Below are 14,956 nucleotides of genomic sequence, written 5' to 3' on the forward strand. Positions count from 1 at the left end.
GTCGACTTGCTAGGTAAAAACACTCGGCAAATTAAAACAACTATCATTCGTTACTTTTTTCAGAAGTCCGGGTTTCTTGCCTGGCTTTAAGGGGTTTTCCTTGCCTGATGCCGTGTGGCAGAAATGCGTCAATCGCTTGCGTGATGAGCTGCCGTCGCAACAATTTAATACCTGGATTCGGCCATTAAAAGCCAGTACAGGCAGCCGTTCACTGACACTTTTTGCTCCGAACAGGTTTATTAAGGATTTTGTGGCAGAGAAGTATTCGGAGCGGATATTTGCGCTCGTACGCGAACTCCAGCCGGACGACGCGCTACAAATTGCTCTCGAAATTGGGCCCATTAGTGTTGCAGTACCTACTCCTATAGAGCCGGAGGCCTCCCCCTTGGCTGGCAGTAAACAAGGGTTGTTTGATGGCAGCGGCATCATGGAGCGGGCGCCAAGCGCCGCGCGAGCTGCGCCGTTGTTGGCCCAGAGAAGGCCGCCTAGCGTGCTTGAAGGTGGCGCCCCGGTGGACCATCAGCACCACCTGTTCGAGAACTACACCTTTGATAGTTTTGTAGAGGGTAAGTCCAATCAGCTAGCGTTAGCGGCGGCCCGGCAGGTCGCCGAAAACCCCGGCACTTCCTATAATCCGTTGTTTTTATATGGCGGTGTAGGTCTTGGTAAAACGCATCTAATGCACGCAGTCGGGAATGCTTTGAAGGCGCGCAATCCAGAGGCTAAAGTTGTGTATCTTCACTCGGAGCGGTTTGTTGCGGACATGGTCAAGGCGCTGCAACTAAACGCGATAACTGATTTTAAGCGCTACTATCGGTCCGTTAACGCATTGTTGATAGACGACATACAGTTTTTTGCAAAGAAAGACCGCTCACAAGAAGAATTCTTCCACACATTCAATGCCCTGCTCGAAGGGGGCCAACAGATGATCTTAACGTGTGATCGTTACCCCAAGGAAATTGACGGCCTTGAGGAGAGGCTGAAGTCACGCTTTGGGTGGGGTCTTACGGTTGCCGTGGAGCCTCCAGAGCTTGAGACTCGAGTCGCGATATTGATGAAGAAAGCGAGTGAAGTTCGTATTGATTTGCCCCCTGATTCGGCATTTTTTATCGCACAGCGGATTCGGTCGAATGTCAGAGAGCTCGAAGGTGCGCTTAAGAGGGTGATAGCGAGTGCTCGCTTCTTGGCGCGACCCATCGATATAGAGTTGATCAAGGAGAGCCTCAAGGATTTACTGGCATTGCAGGATAGGCAGGTTAGTATGGACAATATTCAGCGAACCGCTGCGGAGTATTATAAAATTAAAATTGCGGACATGATGTCGCGCCGGCGCAGTCGTTCCGTTGCCAGGCCGCGCCAAATGGCGATGGCCTTATCAAAGGAATTGACCAATCATAGTTTGCCAGAGATTGGAGACAGTTTTGGCGGTAGAGACCACACGACAGTTCTCCATGCATGCCGTAAAATCAAGGAGCTTCGTGAAACAAACTCGGATATTCGAGAAGATTACAAAAATTTGTTAAGAACGTTGACGACCTGAACACACAAACGAAACCAAGTTTTGTTTGTGTGTCATAACCTGTCTGGCTGCACCAGATCGTATTATTGTTAGGGAAGGGAAAACACCAATATGAAGTTCAGTATTTCACGGGATAGCCTGGTCAGATCGTTAAACCTTGTGGCGGGTGTTGTTGAGCGCAGGCAGACATTGCCTATTTTGGCGAATGTATTGCTGGTGCTGAAGGAGGACTGGCTGTCGCTGACAGGAACAGACTTAGAGGTGGAGCTGGTGGGCCGCATACAGCTTGCGGTTGCGGGCGAGGAGTCTGGTGAGGTTACGGTCCCCGCTCGAAAGTTGTTGGATATCTGTAAATCGCTGCCCGAGGGTAGTGATATCAAGTTCAGCGCTAAAGAAAACAAAGTGGCGGTGAGGTCAGGCAGTAGCCGCTTTACGCTTTCCACGCTGCCAGCGAGAGAGTTCCCGAATGTTGAAAACAGTATTGGAACACACCAGCTTACCCTCAAGCAGGGCCAGTTGAAGCGTTTGATTGATCGTACCGGCTTTGCCATGGCCCAGCAGGACGTGCGCTACTATTTAAATGGGATGTTGTGGGAGCTCGACAGCAAGCAGCTGCGTGTCGTGGCGACCGACGGACACCGTTTGGCCATGTGTACGTTGAAAGACAAAATAAGCGTCACTGGAGAGGGGGGCGTACAGATGATTCTCCCTCGCAAGGGTGTTTTGGAGCTCGCCCGTTTATTGGTGGACGACAAGGCAGAGATCCAGATTAACATCGGTAGCAACCACATTAGGGCAACGACAGGTGACTTTACCTTCACCTCAAAGCTTGTTGACGGTAAGTTTCCCGATTATGAGAAAGTGGTGCCACGGTCGCCGACTAATATTCTGAAGGGCTCTCGTCAGGAGTTGAGGCAGGCATTTACGCGAACTGCGATCCTGTCTAATGAGAAGTTTAGAGGCGTTCGTTTGAAGCTGACGGCCAATACCCTGGATATCGTTGCGAATAACCCGGAACAGGAGGAGGCCGAAGAAACGGTTCCGGTTGATTATTCCGGTGAGACGCTGGAAATTGGCTTTAACGTCAGTTATTTGCTGGATGTTCTTGGGGTACTGAGTGGGGACCAGATTAAGTTGTCGCTGGCGGACCCTAATAGTAGCGCGCTGCTGGAGGAGTCTGACGAGGGCGACTCACTCTATGTCGTCATGCCGATGCGGCTCTAATTGAGCGTATTCTGATTATGCGTGAAGTTTTAGTGGGTTTTTTTCGGCTTATGCCCGATATTCCCGAGTAGTTGTGGCGCTGACCCAGTTACAAATAAGCAACGTAAGAAACCTGCAACAGGTGAGGCTGCAGGGTTTGAAAGGCGTAAATGTGTTTTTCGGCTGCAATGGCAGTGGAAAAACCAGTGTGCTGGAGTCAATACACCTGCTGGGAATGGCTCGTTCCTTTCGCGGCAGCAGTGTTAAGTCGCTGATCAACCATGAGTCGCCCAGCTGTACGGTGTTCGGGACAACAGTGCTTGATTTGCCGCCGCCTGTTGCGGACGAGGGTGCCGCTGGGGTTGGAGTGGGGACGCCGGTGGGCGTGCAGCGCAACCGCAGTGGTGAGGCGCAAATTAAGATAGGAGGAAGAGCCGTCCGAACGGTTGCTGAGCTGGCAGAGCAGTTGCCGTTGCAGGTTATCACGGCCGAGAGTTTTGGGCTGCTGACGGGCGCACCTGGCGCGCGGCGCCAATATTTGGACTGGGGAGTGTTCCACGTGGAACACCAGTTTTTCGGCCAGTGGCAGCGATTTCAAAGAAGTATAAAACAGCGCAACAACCTGCTGCGGCGTGGTAAAATATCTGACCAGGAGCTGACCGCGTGGACCCGAGACTTGGCGCAAACAGGCACCGCCATAAGCGAGTATAGAAAAGGCTATTTCCAGATTTTAGCGCCCTGTTTCAAGGAGATCATGGCAAGATTGGCGCCATCTCTAGGTGCGCTGGAGCTGCGATATCAGCAAGGATGGGACCGGCAGCTAAGCTATAGTGAAGCGTTGGCGCAGGGCTTTACTGCTGACACAGAGCAGGGGTATACACATTCGGGCCCGCAGCGTGCGGATATCAGGGTGATGTCAGGTGGCCATTTGGCGGCAGAGACATTGTCCCGAGGGCAGCAAAAACTCGTTGTGTGTGGGTTAAAGTTGGCGCAGGGCCGACTGATGGCTCAGCTAGGGCGCGGCAAATGTACGTATCTTATCGATGACCTGCCCTCAGAGCTCGATAACGCCCATAGCCTGTTGGTCTGCGAGCTGTTGGCGTCTATGGATGCGCAGGTATTTGTCACCTGTATCGACCAGCGGGAAATTAGGTCGGTGTGGCCTGAAAGTGAAGAACTGGCAATGTTCCACGTGGAACAGGGTGTTGTGAGGCGTCATTCGGAAGAGTGACGGCACCCCTTATACATAAAACATGCATTAAGAGTGAGAATCCATGAGCGACGACATAAATACGTATAACTCAGATAACATCAAAGTGCTGAAGGGCTTGGATGCGGTCCGCAAGCGCCCTGGAATGTATATTGGCGACACGGATGACGGTTCTGGCCTGCACCATATGGTCTTCGAGCTGGTCGATAATTCAATAGATGAGGCGCTTGCCGGCCACTGCAAAAAAATCAACATCGTCATTCATCCTGACGAGTCGGTATCCGTCAGTGATGATGGGCGAGGTATTCCGACAGAGATGCATGAGGACGGGGTTTCCGCTGCCGAAATTGTGATGACGGTACTGCACGCCGGAGGTAAATTCGATGAAAACGCCTATAAGGTCTCTGGAGGGCTTCACGGCGTAGGGGTCTCCGTGGTCAACGCGCTCTCTGAAGAGTTGGTGTTGACGATTAGACGAGGCGGTAAACTGTATGAGCAGGTTTATGTTCACGGTATACCGCAAGCGCCGCTGGCAGAAATAGGCACTACAGAGACAAGTGGCACGACGGTCCGCTTTAAGCCCTCACCGAATACCTTTACCAACATAAAGTTCCATTTTGAGCAGCTGGCCAAACGCTTACGGGAACTCGCTTTTTTGAATTCTGGGGTGTGTATCTTGCTGAAGGATGCGCGCAGCGGCGGGAAGGAAGAGGCCTATGAGTATGAGGGCGGTTTATTGGCCTTCGTTGACTACCTTAATTTGAATAAAAAGCCGGTAAACAAGCCGTTTTACTTCCAGCATCAGTATGAAGATGGCATTGAGGTGGAGGTCGCGCTGCAGTGGAACGACGGTTTTCAAGAAAACGTTCTTTGTTATACCAATAACATACCTCAGCGTGATGGCGGTACCCATCTGACCGGCTTCAGGACGGCGCTAACCCGATGCCTTAATGCCTATATTGAGCGTGAAGGGCTGTCGAAGAAAGCCAAAGTGGACACAACCGGTGAAGATGCACGAGAAGGCCTGACAGCGGTTGTTTCAGTGAAAGTGCCTGACCCTAAGTTTTCTTCCCAGACCAAAGATAAAATGGTGTCTTCAGAGGTGCAGCCCGCTGTCGATCAGGCGATGAGCGCGCAATTAAATGATTACTTAATGGAAAATCCTTTAGAAGCTAAGGCGGTTGTCGGAAAAATGCTTGACGCTGCGCGGGCCCGTGAAGCCGCGCGCAAGGCCAGAGAGATGACCCGACGCAAGGGTGCATTGGATATCGCGGGGCTGCCTGGAAAGCTGGCCGACTGTCAGGAAAAAGACCCCGCGTTGTCTGAGATATATCTAGTGGAGGGTGATTCTGCAGGAGGTTCTGCAAAACAGGGGCGTAATCGCAAATATCAGGCGATCCTGCCTTTAAAAGGCAAGATTCTTAATGTCGAAAAAGCTCGATTTGACAAGATGCTCGAATCGGCAGAAGTTGGCAATATTGTGACAGCTCTAGGCTGTGGCATCGGAAAAGAAGAGTTCAGCCCGGATAAATTACGCTACCACAGTATCATCATTATGACCGATGCGGATGTCGATGGGTCCCATATTAGAACCCTGCTCTTAACCTTCTTTTTCCGTCAGATGCGTGAACTGGTCGACCGCGGCCATATTTTCATCGCTCAGCCACCACTGTACAAGATTGCCAAGGGAAAACAGCACCAGTATCTGAAGGATGACGAAGCCCTCGATCAGTTTTTGACACAATCCGCGCTGGAATCGGCTTCGATCGTCGTTAATCCTGAGGCGCCTGCTATCTCTGGCAGCGGCTTGGAGCAACTGGTTAATGATTACCGTGCCGTTGCAGTAACGATTAATCGCCTTAGCCGGTTGTATTCGGAAATGGTGCTTTGGGAAATGGTATATGGCTTATCGCTGACCCTTGAGCAGATGAGAGAGGAGTCTGCCGTTAACGTGTTTTGCGACCAGCTTAGTGAGCGCTTACTTTCAGTGTCAGCCAAAGGATCCAGATATTCTGTTGTGGTCAGAAAAGATCAGGAGCGTCAGCTCTATTTCCCCGTGGTGAAATTACTTTCTCACGGGGTAGAGTCGGAAACAGAATATCACCACGAGTTTTTCTCTTCCGGCGAGTATCGTAGCCTGATAGCGCTGGGTGAAACGCTCAATAGCCTGATCGAAGAGGACGGTTATTTTCAGCGTGGCGAAAAGGTGCTGCAAACCCGAGTGTTCGCGGATGGCCTGAACTGGTTAATGACGGAGGCACGCAAGGGCTATAACATTCAGCGCTACAAGGGCCTGGGAGAAATGAATCCGGAACAGCTGTGGGAAACGACCATGGATCCAGATGTTAGGCGCATGCTCAAAGTGACAGTAGAAGATGCCATCGCGGCGGACCAAATGTTCACCACACTAATGGGTGATCAGGTCGAACCGCGGCGTGAGTTTATCGAAGATAATGCGCTGTCAGTGGCCAACCTTGATATTTGACGGCTTAGTTCTCTAGCTGTGGCGGTTGCTGGCTTTTGTTATCCGTTGTTTCTGTCACAGACTCTAAGCGACCATTTTCAATGTCATCGTGAATAGGTTCTAGCATAGCCATGTCTTTATTTGCACGGGTCGACAGTAGTTGGAAACGCTCGACTTTGCCGTGCAGCCCCTGCTTACCGGCTAGGCCTGTTACGGCGTCATTATAGTGGTTGTTGGCGGCCTTTAGGGTGTTACCTAATTTGTGTAGCCGATCTGCGACAAGGCAGACCTGATTATAAATGTCCCCCGCTCTGCTGCTAATCTCTTTCGCCTCCTGATTACTGTGTTCAACCATCCATAGGTTTGCCACCGTGCGCAGAATAGGCATAAGGGTGGTATGAGAAACCATCACCACGCCTTTTTGATAGCCATAATTAAACAGGCCCTTGTTGTGTTTCATGGCCTCAATGTAGGCGGGCTCGATGGGCATAAACATGAGTACAAAGTCTGGGCTACCAATGCCGGGAAGGTTGGCGTAATCCTTCGATGCTAGGTCGTCGATATGATTGCGGACCGCCTGTGCGTGGGCATTCAGGGCGTCCACCCGCTCCTCATCGGTGGTCGCTCCGATGGCCCGGTCATAGTCAATTAGAGAGACTTTGCTGTCGATGATCAGGTTTTTATTATCCGGCAGTTTAATAATAAAGTCAGGGAGTTTACGCTTCCCCTCCCCGTCTCGATACACGGCTTGTGCCTCATAGTGCTCCCCTGCCTGCAACCCCGCCAGCTCTAGCGTACGTTCCAACTGGGCCTCCCCCCAGTTGCCGACGGCTTTTTTATCGCCTTTCAATGCTACCGTCAGATTGCTGGCCTGGCTGTTCATTTCCAGACCAACCTCCAGTACTTTTTGAATCTCCTTTTCAAGAGCGGTATTGCCCTTGATAGATTCCGAATGCACCTCGTTTATGCGCGTTTGGAAACCAGTGATTTGCTCGCGAAACGGTTTTAGCAGGACCTCCAGTGACGCCTGACTCGTTGTTGTAAAGCTCTTGCCTTTGTCTTCAAAAATTTTGTTGGCGAGATTTTCGAACTCTTTTTTGAGGTTTTCGCGGGTTTCATTCAACAACTTAATTTGCTCTAGGTGCCGGTCCTCTCGTTCGTCTTGCTGTGTTTGCAGTTGGGTATTTTCCTGTAAGGAAGCATTGAGTTGGGCTCGAATCTGGGTGAGGTCGTCCGTTAAGGCCGAGAGCTCTGAGGACTTAGCCTGCAATTGCAGCTGTGATTGCTCCAGCCCAACGGCCTGACCACGCTGTTGTGCGCTCGCTTCTGCTAGCGCCTCTTCGCGTATCCGTAACTGCCCTCGGCACTCGGTCAGTGACCGCCTGCTGGAGACGCCTTGCCAGATACTGATGAACAGTGCGGTGAGTATCGTCGCGGCCAATACGGCGGCGATAATAATGAAATGATTCTCGGTTAGTGCCATCGAGTATTCCCTGTCACAGGTCGTCAGTGTAGATCAAGAAGGGTCCGTTAAGGAGATAAATCCGCTACGGGGAAAGACCTGTTGCGCATCTGACCCTTTTTGCCAACAGCACGCCGATGTTCCTGGCCCCTAACGCTATTTGCTGACCGCTAACAGGGAGATATCAGCTACTTCTAAGAAAAGATCACGCAGGCGCTTTAGTAAGTTAAGGCGGTTGTCACGTAACGGGGCATCTTCCACGTTGACCATTACGTCATCGAAAAAAGCATCTACAGGCTCACGCAAGGCGGCCAGACATGACAATGCTTCAGTGTATTCATCGTGCTCCAAGTGCTTGCGACAGATATTGCTAAGGTCTTCGAGGCAGCCCAAAAGCCTCTTCTCCTGTGGCTCAACAAGTAAGTTAGTGCTCACATCTCCGAAAGAATGGGCACTATCTAACTTGCCAAGGATATTGGAAACCCGCTTGTTGGCGGCGGCCAGAGCCTGCGCCTGGGGCAACAGTGAAAAGGCGTGTACGGCCTCTACGCGGCGCTGAATATCCAGCGGGCGGGATAGATTTCGGGCGCTGACAGACTTGAACACTTCGGCAGGAATATTCTCTTCTTCATACCAGGCGCGAAAGCGTTCGATCATATAGTCAAACACCTGCTCTGCAGTCCGGTCGGCGAGAGTGCTTGCCGGATACTGCGCCACGGCCTGATCCAGGCATTCCATTAAGTCCAGGTCTAGACGCTTTTCCACTAAAATGCGCAACACCGCTAATGATGCTCTGCGCAGCGCAAAAGGATCTTTGGAGCCCGTGGGCGGCTGTCCAATTCCGAAAATTCCGACCAGTGTGTCCAGTCGATCTGCGAGCCCCAGAGTGCAGGCAGTTGCTGTTTCAGGAAGACGGTCGCCGGCAAATTTCGGCCAATATTGTTGCGCCAGAGCCGCAGCAACCTCTCCCTCTTCGCCGTCGTGCAAAGCATAGTAGGATCCGGCAATGCCCTGCATATCGGCAAATTCCAGCACCATATCGGTCACCAGGTCGGCCTTGCTCAGTTCCGCAGCCCGTTGCGCAAACGCAACTGACGCGCCGACGTCCGGTGCCAGCAAAGCGGCTAGCTGGCTTATGCGCACGGTCTTATCCAGCAGGGTGCCCAGCTTTTGTTGAAAGACGATATTGCTCAGGCTTGCGACCCGCTCGGCAAGTGGAGTTTTTTTATCCGTTTCAAAGAAAAAGGCGGCATCTGACAGCCGAGGACGAATGACCCGCTCATTACCTGCTATGACTTGCTGTGGATCAGAACTTTCAATATTCGCTACGGTGATGAAGTGGGGCAGAAGCTCACCCTTGCTGTCGACCAGATGAAAATATTTCTGATGCTCTTTCATAGAAGAAATCAGTGCCTCCGGCGGCACTTGCAAATAGCGCTCCTCGAAGGACCCAGTGAGTGCGACCGGCCATTCCACCAGGCCTGTGACCTCGTCCAGTAAATCTGTCGCGATAACAGCGTTAGCACCCAGGGCGAGGGCCTGCGCCTCTACCTGCTCACGAATGATCTGTTGGCGCTGCTCAAAAGAGGCGACCACGTTGGCTTTGGCCAGTGCAGACTCGTAATCCTCAGCGTGGTTTAAGGTAATCAAAGCGCTGCCAAGGAAGCGATGTCCGCGCGTTGTGTTGCCGGTGCTCAGGTTAAAAATTTTACCGTGATCGCAATCCTGGCCCAGCATGGCAACCACCCAATGTACCGGTCTGACAAACTCTTCTCGACTCGCGCCCCAGCGCATACGCCGTGCAATAGGCAAGCCCGCAATGCTGCTCTGTATTATAGCGTTGAGAGCATCCCGCGCAGCTACGCCGGGGACGGTTTTTTGAAGACCCAACCGCGGCCCCTTAGGAGTATCGATAGTCTGCAGTTGCTCTGGCGCTACGCCCTGTTTTTTAGCGAAACCGCTGCTGGCGTTCGACCAGTTCCCCGCTTCGTCTCGCGCGCGATCTAGCGGAGGCCCCAGAACTTCGACTGTTTTCTCGGGTGCTTTTAACTGGACGTCAAAAATGAGGACGGCCAAACGGCGCGGAGTGGCGAAACACTGCACTTGGCCATAACGTAACTCGCGTTGCTTCAGGCCGTCTACGATGCCGTCCCGAAACGCCAAGCTCAGAGGCTTCAATGTCTTTGGGGGCAATTCTTCTGTGCCCAATTCTACTAGCAGCGTGTCAGTGCTCATGCGCTATTTTGCCTCTGCCTGAATCCGGTCTAGGGCCTCTATACGCAGGGCCTCGGTGGCTAGCGGGAAACCCAGTGCGGCGCGGGTGTTGAAGTAAGCCTTTGCAACCGCCCGCGCCAGAGTCCTCACCCGGAGTATAAAGCGCTGGCGCTCGGTAACAGAAATAGCGTGCCGAGCATCGAGCAGGTTAAAGACGTGGGACGCTTTCATTACCATTTCATAGGCAGGTAGAGACAGGTCTTTTTCAACCAGTCGCATGGCCTCGTGCTCGCAGTGATCGAAGCTGGCGAACAGGTGTTTGATGTCAGCCTCTTCGAAGTTATAGCGGGACATTTCCACCTCGTTCTGGTGGAACACATCGCCATAGGTCACCTTGCCCGCAGGCCCATCAGACCACACCAAATCGTAAATGCTGTCTACGCCTTGCAGGTACATCGCAATACGCTCGATGCCGTAAGTAATTTCGCCGGTGACCGGATAGCACTCAAGACCACCCGCTTGCTGAAAGTAGGTGAACTGCGTCACTTCCATGCCGTTCAACCAGACCTCCCAGCCTAAGCCCCATGCCCCGAGGGTGGGGGATTCCCAATTGTCTTCAACAAAGCGCACGTCGTGAATGGAGGTATCAACGCCCAATGTCGTCAAAGACTGGAGATACAAATCTTGAAAGTTCTTTGGGGAGGGCTTCATGATGACTTGGAACTGGTAGTACTGCTGGAGGCGGTTAGGGTTCTCTCCGTAACGCCCGTCCGTCGGACGGCGGCAGGGCTGAACGTAGGCAGCGCTCCAGCTTTCAGGCCCTATTGCGCGCAGGAAGGTCGCTGGGTGAAATGTCCCTGCACCGACTTCCATATCCAGCGGCTGCAGTACCACGCAGCCCTGCTCTGCCCAGAACTGTTGAAGCTTGAAGATCAGCTGCTGAAATGTAAGAGTTTCGCTTTTGGTTTGTGCCACCGGTTCGCTCATCATGTCGCTGCAAAAAGCTGGCTATTATACAGCCTCTTTTAGCGTCATAATACGCGCTTTCCCCGAAAGTAAAATTCTTCTGTAAATTTACGGCGTTTTATACTGATCTGGGTGGCCCTGCGTTCCGGCACCGTGCTTTTGCAGGGTTGGTGTAAACGACAGATTGGAATGTGGCTCAAGGTTGAGGAGGCGTATGTTTTTTGGAAAGATCATTGGTGGATTAATCGGGTACTCGGTCTGGCACATGCCCGGCCTTATCTTGGGTGTATTGGTAGGCCATACTTTTGACAGGGGTCTGCATAACGCGCTTCGTTTCGGTTCGCCGGAGAATGTCGAGCGTGTGAAAAATAGCTTTTTCGAGACGACTTTCCTACTAGCGGGCTATTTGGCGAAGGTAGATGGTCATGTTTCTCGCTCAGAAATAGACCATACCGAGAGCTTCATTGCCCAGATGGGCTTGAGCGGCGATCAGCGCGAACGGGCCATTGACCTATTTCGACAGGGGTCCGTCGTCGGTTTTGAAATTGAACCGGTGGTCGCCGCGTTTTTGAAGACCTGTGGCCCTCGACGGCAACTGCAACAGACCTTGTTGTTGTTCCTGATCTCTCTGGCGCAGGTGGATAAGGGTATCGAACCATCTGAACACGCGGCGCTAATGCGCATTGCCGGCCTGATGGGCTTGAGCGCTGCACAATTGGAACTGATGTTGCGCATGGCGCGCGCGCAAGAGCACTTCCACCAAGGCGGTTCTGCGGCCCGCTCAGAACATAGTTTAGAAGACGCCTACTCGGCGCTGGGTGTTGACAGGACTATCGGCGACAAGGAATTGAAGCGCGCCTATCGCAAACTGATGAGCCAAAATCATCCAGACAAACTGATCGCAAAAGGTGTTCCTGAAGACATGATAAAACTGGCAACGGCACGCGCGCAGGAGATTCAGGCAGCGTATGAAATGATCAAGAAAACGCGACCGGATATACGCTGAGCCTAAACGAAACCAGTCAATCGCGAAGGCTAGGTGCGCCAGAATGCCGGGGTAAATAACACCAGCAGCGTAAAGATCTCTAGACGCCCGAGCAGCATGGCAAAGCACATGATCCCCTTGGCCGTTTCACTGATGTCGCTGAACCCATTCGCGACGCCGGCGATGCCTATCCCCAGGTTGTTAAGCGCTGCCGCGACCGATGAGAAGGCGGTTATGAAGTCCATTCCCGTTAGCATTAGCATGAGTAATAAAATGATATACGACGATGTATAGACGGCAAAAAAGCTCCACACGGCACTGACCACCGTCGCTTCTACTCGGCGCCCTCCGACTTTTAGTGGAATCACCGCCTGGGGGTGCACCAGTTGCTTAAGTTCTCGCAGCCCTTGTTTATAAATTAGCATGACACGCATGGCCTTAATGCCGCCCGTTGTTGAGCCAACGCAACCGCCCATGCAAGAGAAAAAGATCGCCATAATTGGCAGGGCTATAGGCCAAACAGAAAGATTGCCAGTGGAGAATCCCGTCGTGGTGATAATAGACAGGACCTGAAATACACCGTGAAGAATACTGTCTTTATGCCCGTGTATATCCCAGATGATCAGGCAGTAAATAGTAATCAGCATGCATGCCAACACCGCCGCAGTATAGAAGCGCGTCTCCGAATCTTTACGGTACGATGCGACTGATCCCCGCCGCCAAGCCATGAAGTGCAAGCCGAAATTAATACTCGAAATAAACATAAATACCGAAGCAACAATGAGGACAGCATCACTTTTGAAGAAACCAAGGCTCTCATCGTGAGTTGAAAATCCCGCTAGAGATACCGTAGAAAAAGAGTGGGCGATAGCATCAAAGGCCGACATGCCGACGGCGTAATAGGCGATGGCACAGGCGATGGTGAGAAGTAAATAGACGCTAAATAGAGCCTTGGCTGTCTCGGTGATTCTGGGCGTCAGTTTGCTGTCCTTAGACGGTCCAGGTGTCTCGGCTCGGTACAGCTGCATTCCGCCCACGCCCAGCATTGGCAGTATTGCCACAGCGACCACGATAATGCCGATGCCGCCTAGCCACTGGAGTAGCTGACGGTAGATGAGAATAGAGTGAGGTAGGGTGTCGAGTCCCACAATAACCGTGGCGCCAGTGGCGGTAAGGCCCGAAAGAGACTCAAATATTGCGCTTACAGGCGTCAAGTCTAGTGTGTCGGCGAGGGCAAAGGGCAGCGCACCGAATAACCCCAGCACTGTCCAGAACATTGAGGTGATCAGGAAACCATCACGGATTCGCAATTCATGACTGGCATTACGCAGGGGGAACCACATCAACAGGCCGGAAAAAAAAGTAATGCATATCGCGGACACAAAGCCCGCAGCACTGCCATCTTTTTCCATTAGTGCAAGCGTCAGAGGCACCAGCTGGATAGAGCTGAACAACATTAGCAGGATGCCGAGAATCCGAAATGAGACTGAGAAGTGCATCGTCTAGGAAAAAAATCCGAAGCCAACGGCAAACAGTTTTTCGACAGCTCCGATTTGCTTGCGATCGAGCAGGAATATGATGACATGGTCATCGGTTTCTACGACGACATGCCTGTGTGCGATAAGAACCTTTTCATCACGCACAATGGCTCCTATGGTCACGCCTTTTGGCAGGGTGATGTCGTCCAAGCGCCTGCCGACAACCTTAGAGGAGCGGGGATCACCGTGGGCTGTTACCTCAATAGCCTCTGCCGCCCCGCGCCGTAGCGAGTGAACGTTGCTGATATCTCCCTTGCGCACATGCGTCAGTAGGCTGCCGATGGTAATTTGTTGTGGTGATATGGCGATATCGATTTCATCACCGACCAGTTCGGCATAGGCAGCATTAGTGATCAGCGTGATAACCTTCTTAGCGCCCATACGTTTGGCCAGCATCGACATCATAATATTGGCTTCGTCGCTATTCGTGAGGGCGCAAAATACGTCTGTAGCCTCGATGTTTTCGGAGGCAAGGAGTTGTGGCTCGGAGCCGCTGCCGTGCAGAACGATACAGTGCTTGAGTCGCTCAGACAGCGTTCGGCAAAGGGCGTAGGACTTCTCGATGAGCTTTACTTGATACTTGTTTTCGAGGTTCTGCGCCAGAGTTGCGCCTATGTTGCCGCCACCGGCGATCATTACTCGCTTGTAGGGCTTGTCGACCTTGCGCAACTCAGACATGACCGCTTTGATGTTTTCTTTGGCCGCAATGAAAAAAACATCGTCATCGATTTCTACCACGGTATCACCCTCAGGGATGATGGCGCGGTCCTGCCGAAAAATTGCAGCGACGCGCGTGTCGACCTTAGGCATATGTCGGCGAATTTCCTTCAGCTCATGACCAACAATCGGCCCTCCATGGTAGGCCTTCACGGCAACCAGTTGAACTCGGCCTTTGGCAAAATCGAGCACTTGCAGAGCCCCGGGGTTTTCTATCAGTCTCTGGATGTTTTGGGTGACCAGCTGTTCTGGACCAATGATGACGTCGACAGGAATATGGTCTCGTGAAAACAACTGTTCCTGGTGAGTCAGATAATTGGGCGAGCGAACGCGACAAATCTTGGTGGGAGTTTTAAACAGCGTGTGTGCGACTTGGCAAGCCATCATGTTGATCTCGTCGCTATTGGTGACAGCGACAAGCATGTCAGCATCTTCAGCGCCTGCCTGGTAAAGCGTATTGGGGTGAGATGCGCCGCCGACCACCGTGCCAATATCGAGGTGATCCGTTAGGGCGCGCAACTTATCGGCGTCGGTATCCACGACGATGATGTCATTTTGTTCGTTGGCCAGGTGCTCGGCGAGGGTACCGCCAACTTGGCCAGCCCCGAGAATGATAATCTTCATGGCTCGATGTGTTCTAGTGAATTAAGAGGACTTAAGTGATCTTTCACGATAAAG

10 protein-coding genes are annotated in these 14,956 nt (G+C 52.2%); 5 read left to right on the forward strand and 5 right to left on the reverse strand.

Annotated elements, in window-relative coordinates:
• Positions 1-100 precede the first annotated feature (100 nt).
• The 4 genes from dnaA to gyrB all read left to right on the forward strand — a co-directional run bounded on the left by dnaA (position 101) and on the right by gyrB (position 6,417).
• A complete protein-coding gene (gene dnaA / locus ABXT62_RS00005; RefSeq protein ID WP_415356494.1) occupies positions 101-1,540 on the forward strand; it encodes a chromosomal replication initiator protein DnaA in 1,440 nt (479 codons plus the stop codon).
• A 90-nt stretch (positions 1,541-1,630) separates the two neighbouring features.
• Positions 1,631-2,743, forward strand: a complete 1,113-nt coding sequence (dnaN, locus tag ABXT62_RS00010; protein WP_415356495.1) for a DNA polymerase III subunit beta — start codon at positions 1,631-1,633, stop codon at positions 2,741-2,743.
• A 73-nt stretch (positions 2,744-2,816) separates the two neighbouring features.
• Positions 2,817-3,953, forward strand: coding sequence for a DNA replication/repair protein RecF (gene recF, locus ABXT62_RS00015; protein WP_415356496.1), 1,137 nt, complete (start codon positions 2,817-2,819; stop codon positions 3,951-3,953).
• 43 nt (positions 3,954-3,996) lie between these two features.
• The gene (gene gyrB / locus ABXT62_RS00020) at positions 3,997-6,417 is read left to right on the forward strand and encodes a DNA topoisomerase (ATP-hydrolyzing) subunit B (RefSeq protein ID WP_415356497.1); all 2,421 of its coding nucleotides are present in this window, start codon (positions 3,997-3,999) and stop codon (positions 6,415-6,417) included.
• A gap of 4 nt (positions 6,418-6,421) precedes the next feature.
• On the opposite strand, the gene rmuC is transcribed toward gyrB, so the two are convergent.
• The 3 genes from rmuC to glyQ form a co-directional block, all read right to left on the reverse strand.
• Positions 6,422-7,879 carry a DNA recombination protein RmuC gene (gene rmuC, locus ABXT62_RS00025; protein WP_415356498.1) on the reverse strand — a complete coding sequence of 486 codons (1,458 nt, stop codon included), beginning with the start codon at positions 7,877-7,879 and terminating at the stop codon, positions 6,422-6,424.
• Between the two features lie 135 nt (positions 7,880-8,014).
• Positions 8,015-10,093, reverse strand: a complete 2,079-nt coding sequence (gene glyS, locus ABXT62_RS00030) for a glycine--tRNA ligase subunit beta (RefSeq protein ID WP_415356499.1) — start codon at positions 10,091-10,093, stop codon at positions 8,015-8,017.
• A gap of 3 nt (positions 10,094-10,096) precedes the next feature.
• On the reverse strand, positions 10,097-11,047 hold the full coding sequence (glyQ, locus tag ABXT62_RS00035) for a glycine--tRNA ligase subunit alpha (protein ID WP_415356500.1): 951 nt from the start codon (positions 11,045-11,047) through the stop codon (positions 10,097-10,099).
• Positions 11,048-11,252: 205 nt separating this feature from the next.
• Here glyQ and djlA point away from each other — a divergent pair, with 205 nt between their 5' ends.
• Positions 11,253-12,044 carry a co-chaperone DjlA gene (djlA, locus tag ABXT62_RS00040; protein WP_415356501.1) on the forward strand — a complete coding sequence of 264 codons (792 nt, stop codon included), beginning with the start codon at positions 11,253-11,255 and terminating at the stop codon, positions 12,042-12,044.
• Positions 12,045-12,073: 29 nt separating this feature from the next.
• Here djlA and ABXT62_RS00045 read toward each other — a convergent pair whose 3' ends face one another.
• Both ABXT62_RS00045 and trkA read right to left on the reverse strand, forming a co-directional pair.
• A complete protein-coding gene (locus tag ABXT62_RS00045; RefSeq protein ID WP_415356502.1) occupies positions 12,074-13,522 on the reverse strand; it encodes a TrkH family potassium uptake protein in 1,449 nt (482 codons plus the stop codon).
• Between the two features lie 3 nt (positions 13,523-13,525).
• Positions 13,526-14,902: a Trk system potassium transporter TrkA gene (trkA, locus tag ABXT62_RS00050; protein WP_415356503.1), complete on the reverse strand. Its 1,377-nt coding sequence runs from the start codon at positions 14,900-14,902 to the stop codon at positions 13,526-13,528.
• Positions 14,903-14,956 lie beyond the last annotated feature (54 nt).

The organism is Halioglobus sp. Uisw_031, assembly GCF_047729875.1.
Lineage (GTDB): Bacteria > Pseudomonadota > Gammaproteobacteria > Pseudomonadales > Halieaceae > Marimicrobium.

Coding starts and splice junctions, on each gene's coding strand:
- dnaN (WP_415356495.1), top strand. CDS start 1,631: ATGAAGTTCAGTATTTCACGGGATAGCCTGGTCAGATCGTTAAACCTT.
- gyrB (WP_415356497.1), top strand. CDS start 3,997: ATGAGCGACGACATAAATACGTATAACTCAGATAACATCAAAGTGCTG.
- rmuC (WP_415356498.1), bottom strand. CDS start 7,879: ATGGCACTAACCGAGAATCATTTCATTATTATCGCCGCCGTATTGGCC.
- glyS (WP_415356499.1), bottom strand. CDS start 10,093: ATGAGCACTGACACGCTGCTAGTAGAATTGGGCACAGAAGAATTGCCC.
- djlA (WP_415356501.1), top strand. CDS start 11,253: ATGTTTTTTGGAAAGATCATTGGTGGATTAATCGGGTACTCGGTCTGG.
- ABXT62_RS00045 (WP_415356502.1), bottom strand. CDS start 13,522: ATGCACTTCTCAGTCTCATTTCGGATTCTCGGCATCCTGCTAATGTTG.
- trkA (WP_415356503.1), bottom strand. CDS start 14,902: ATGAAGATTATCATTCTCGGGGCTGGCCAAGTTGGCGGTACCCTCGCC.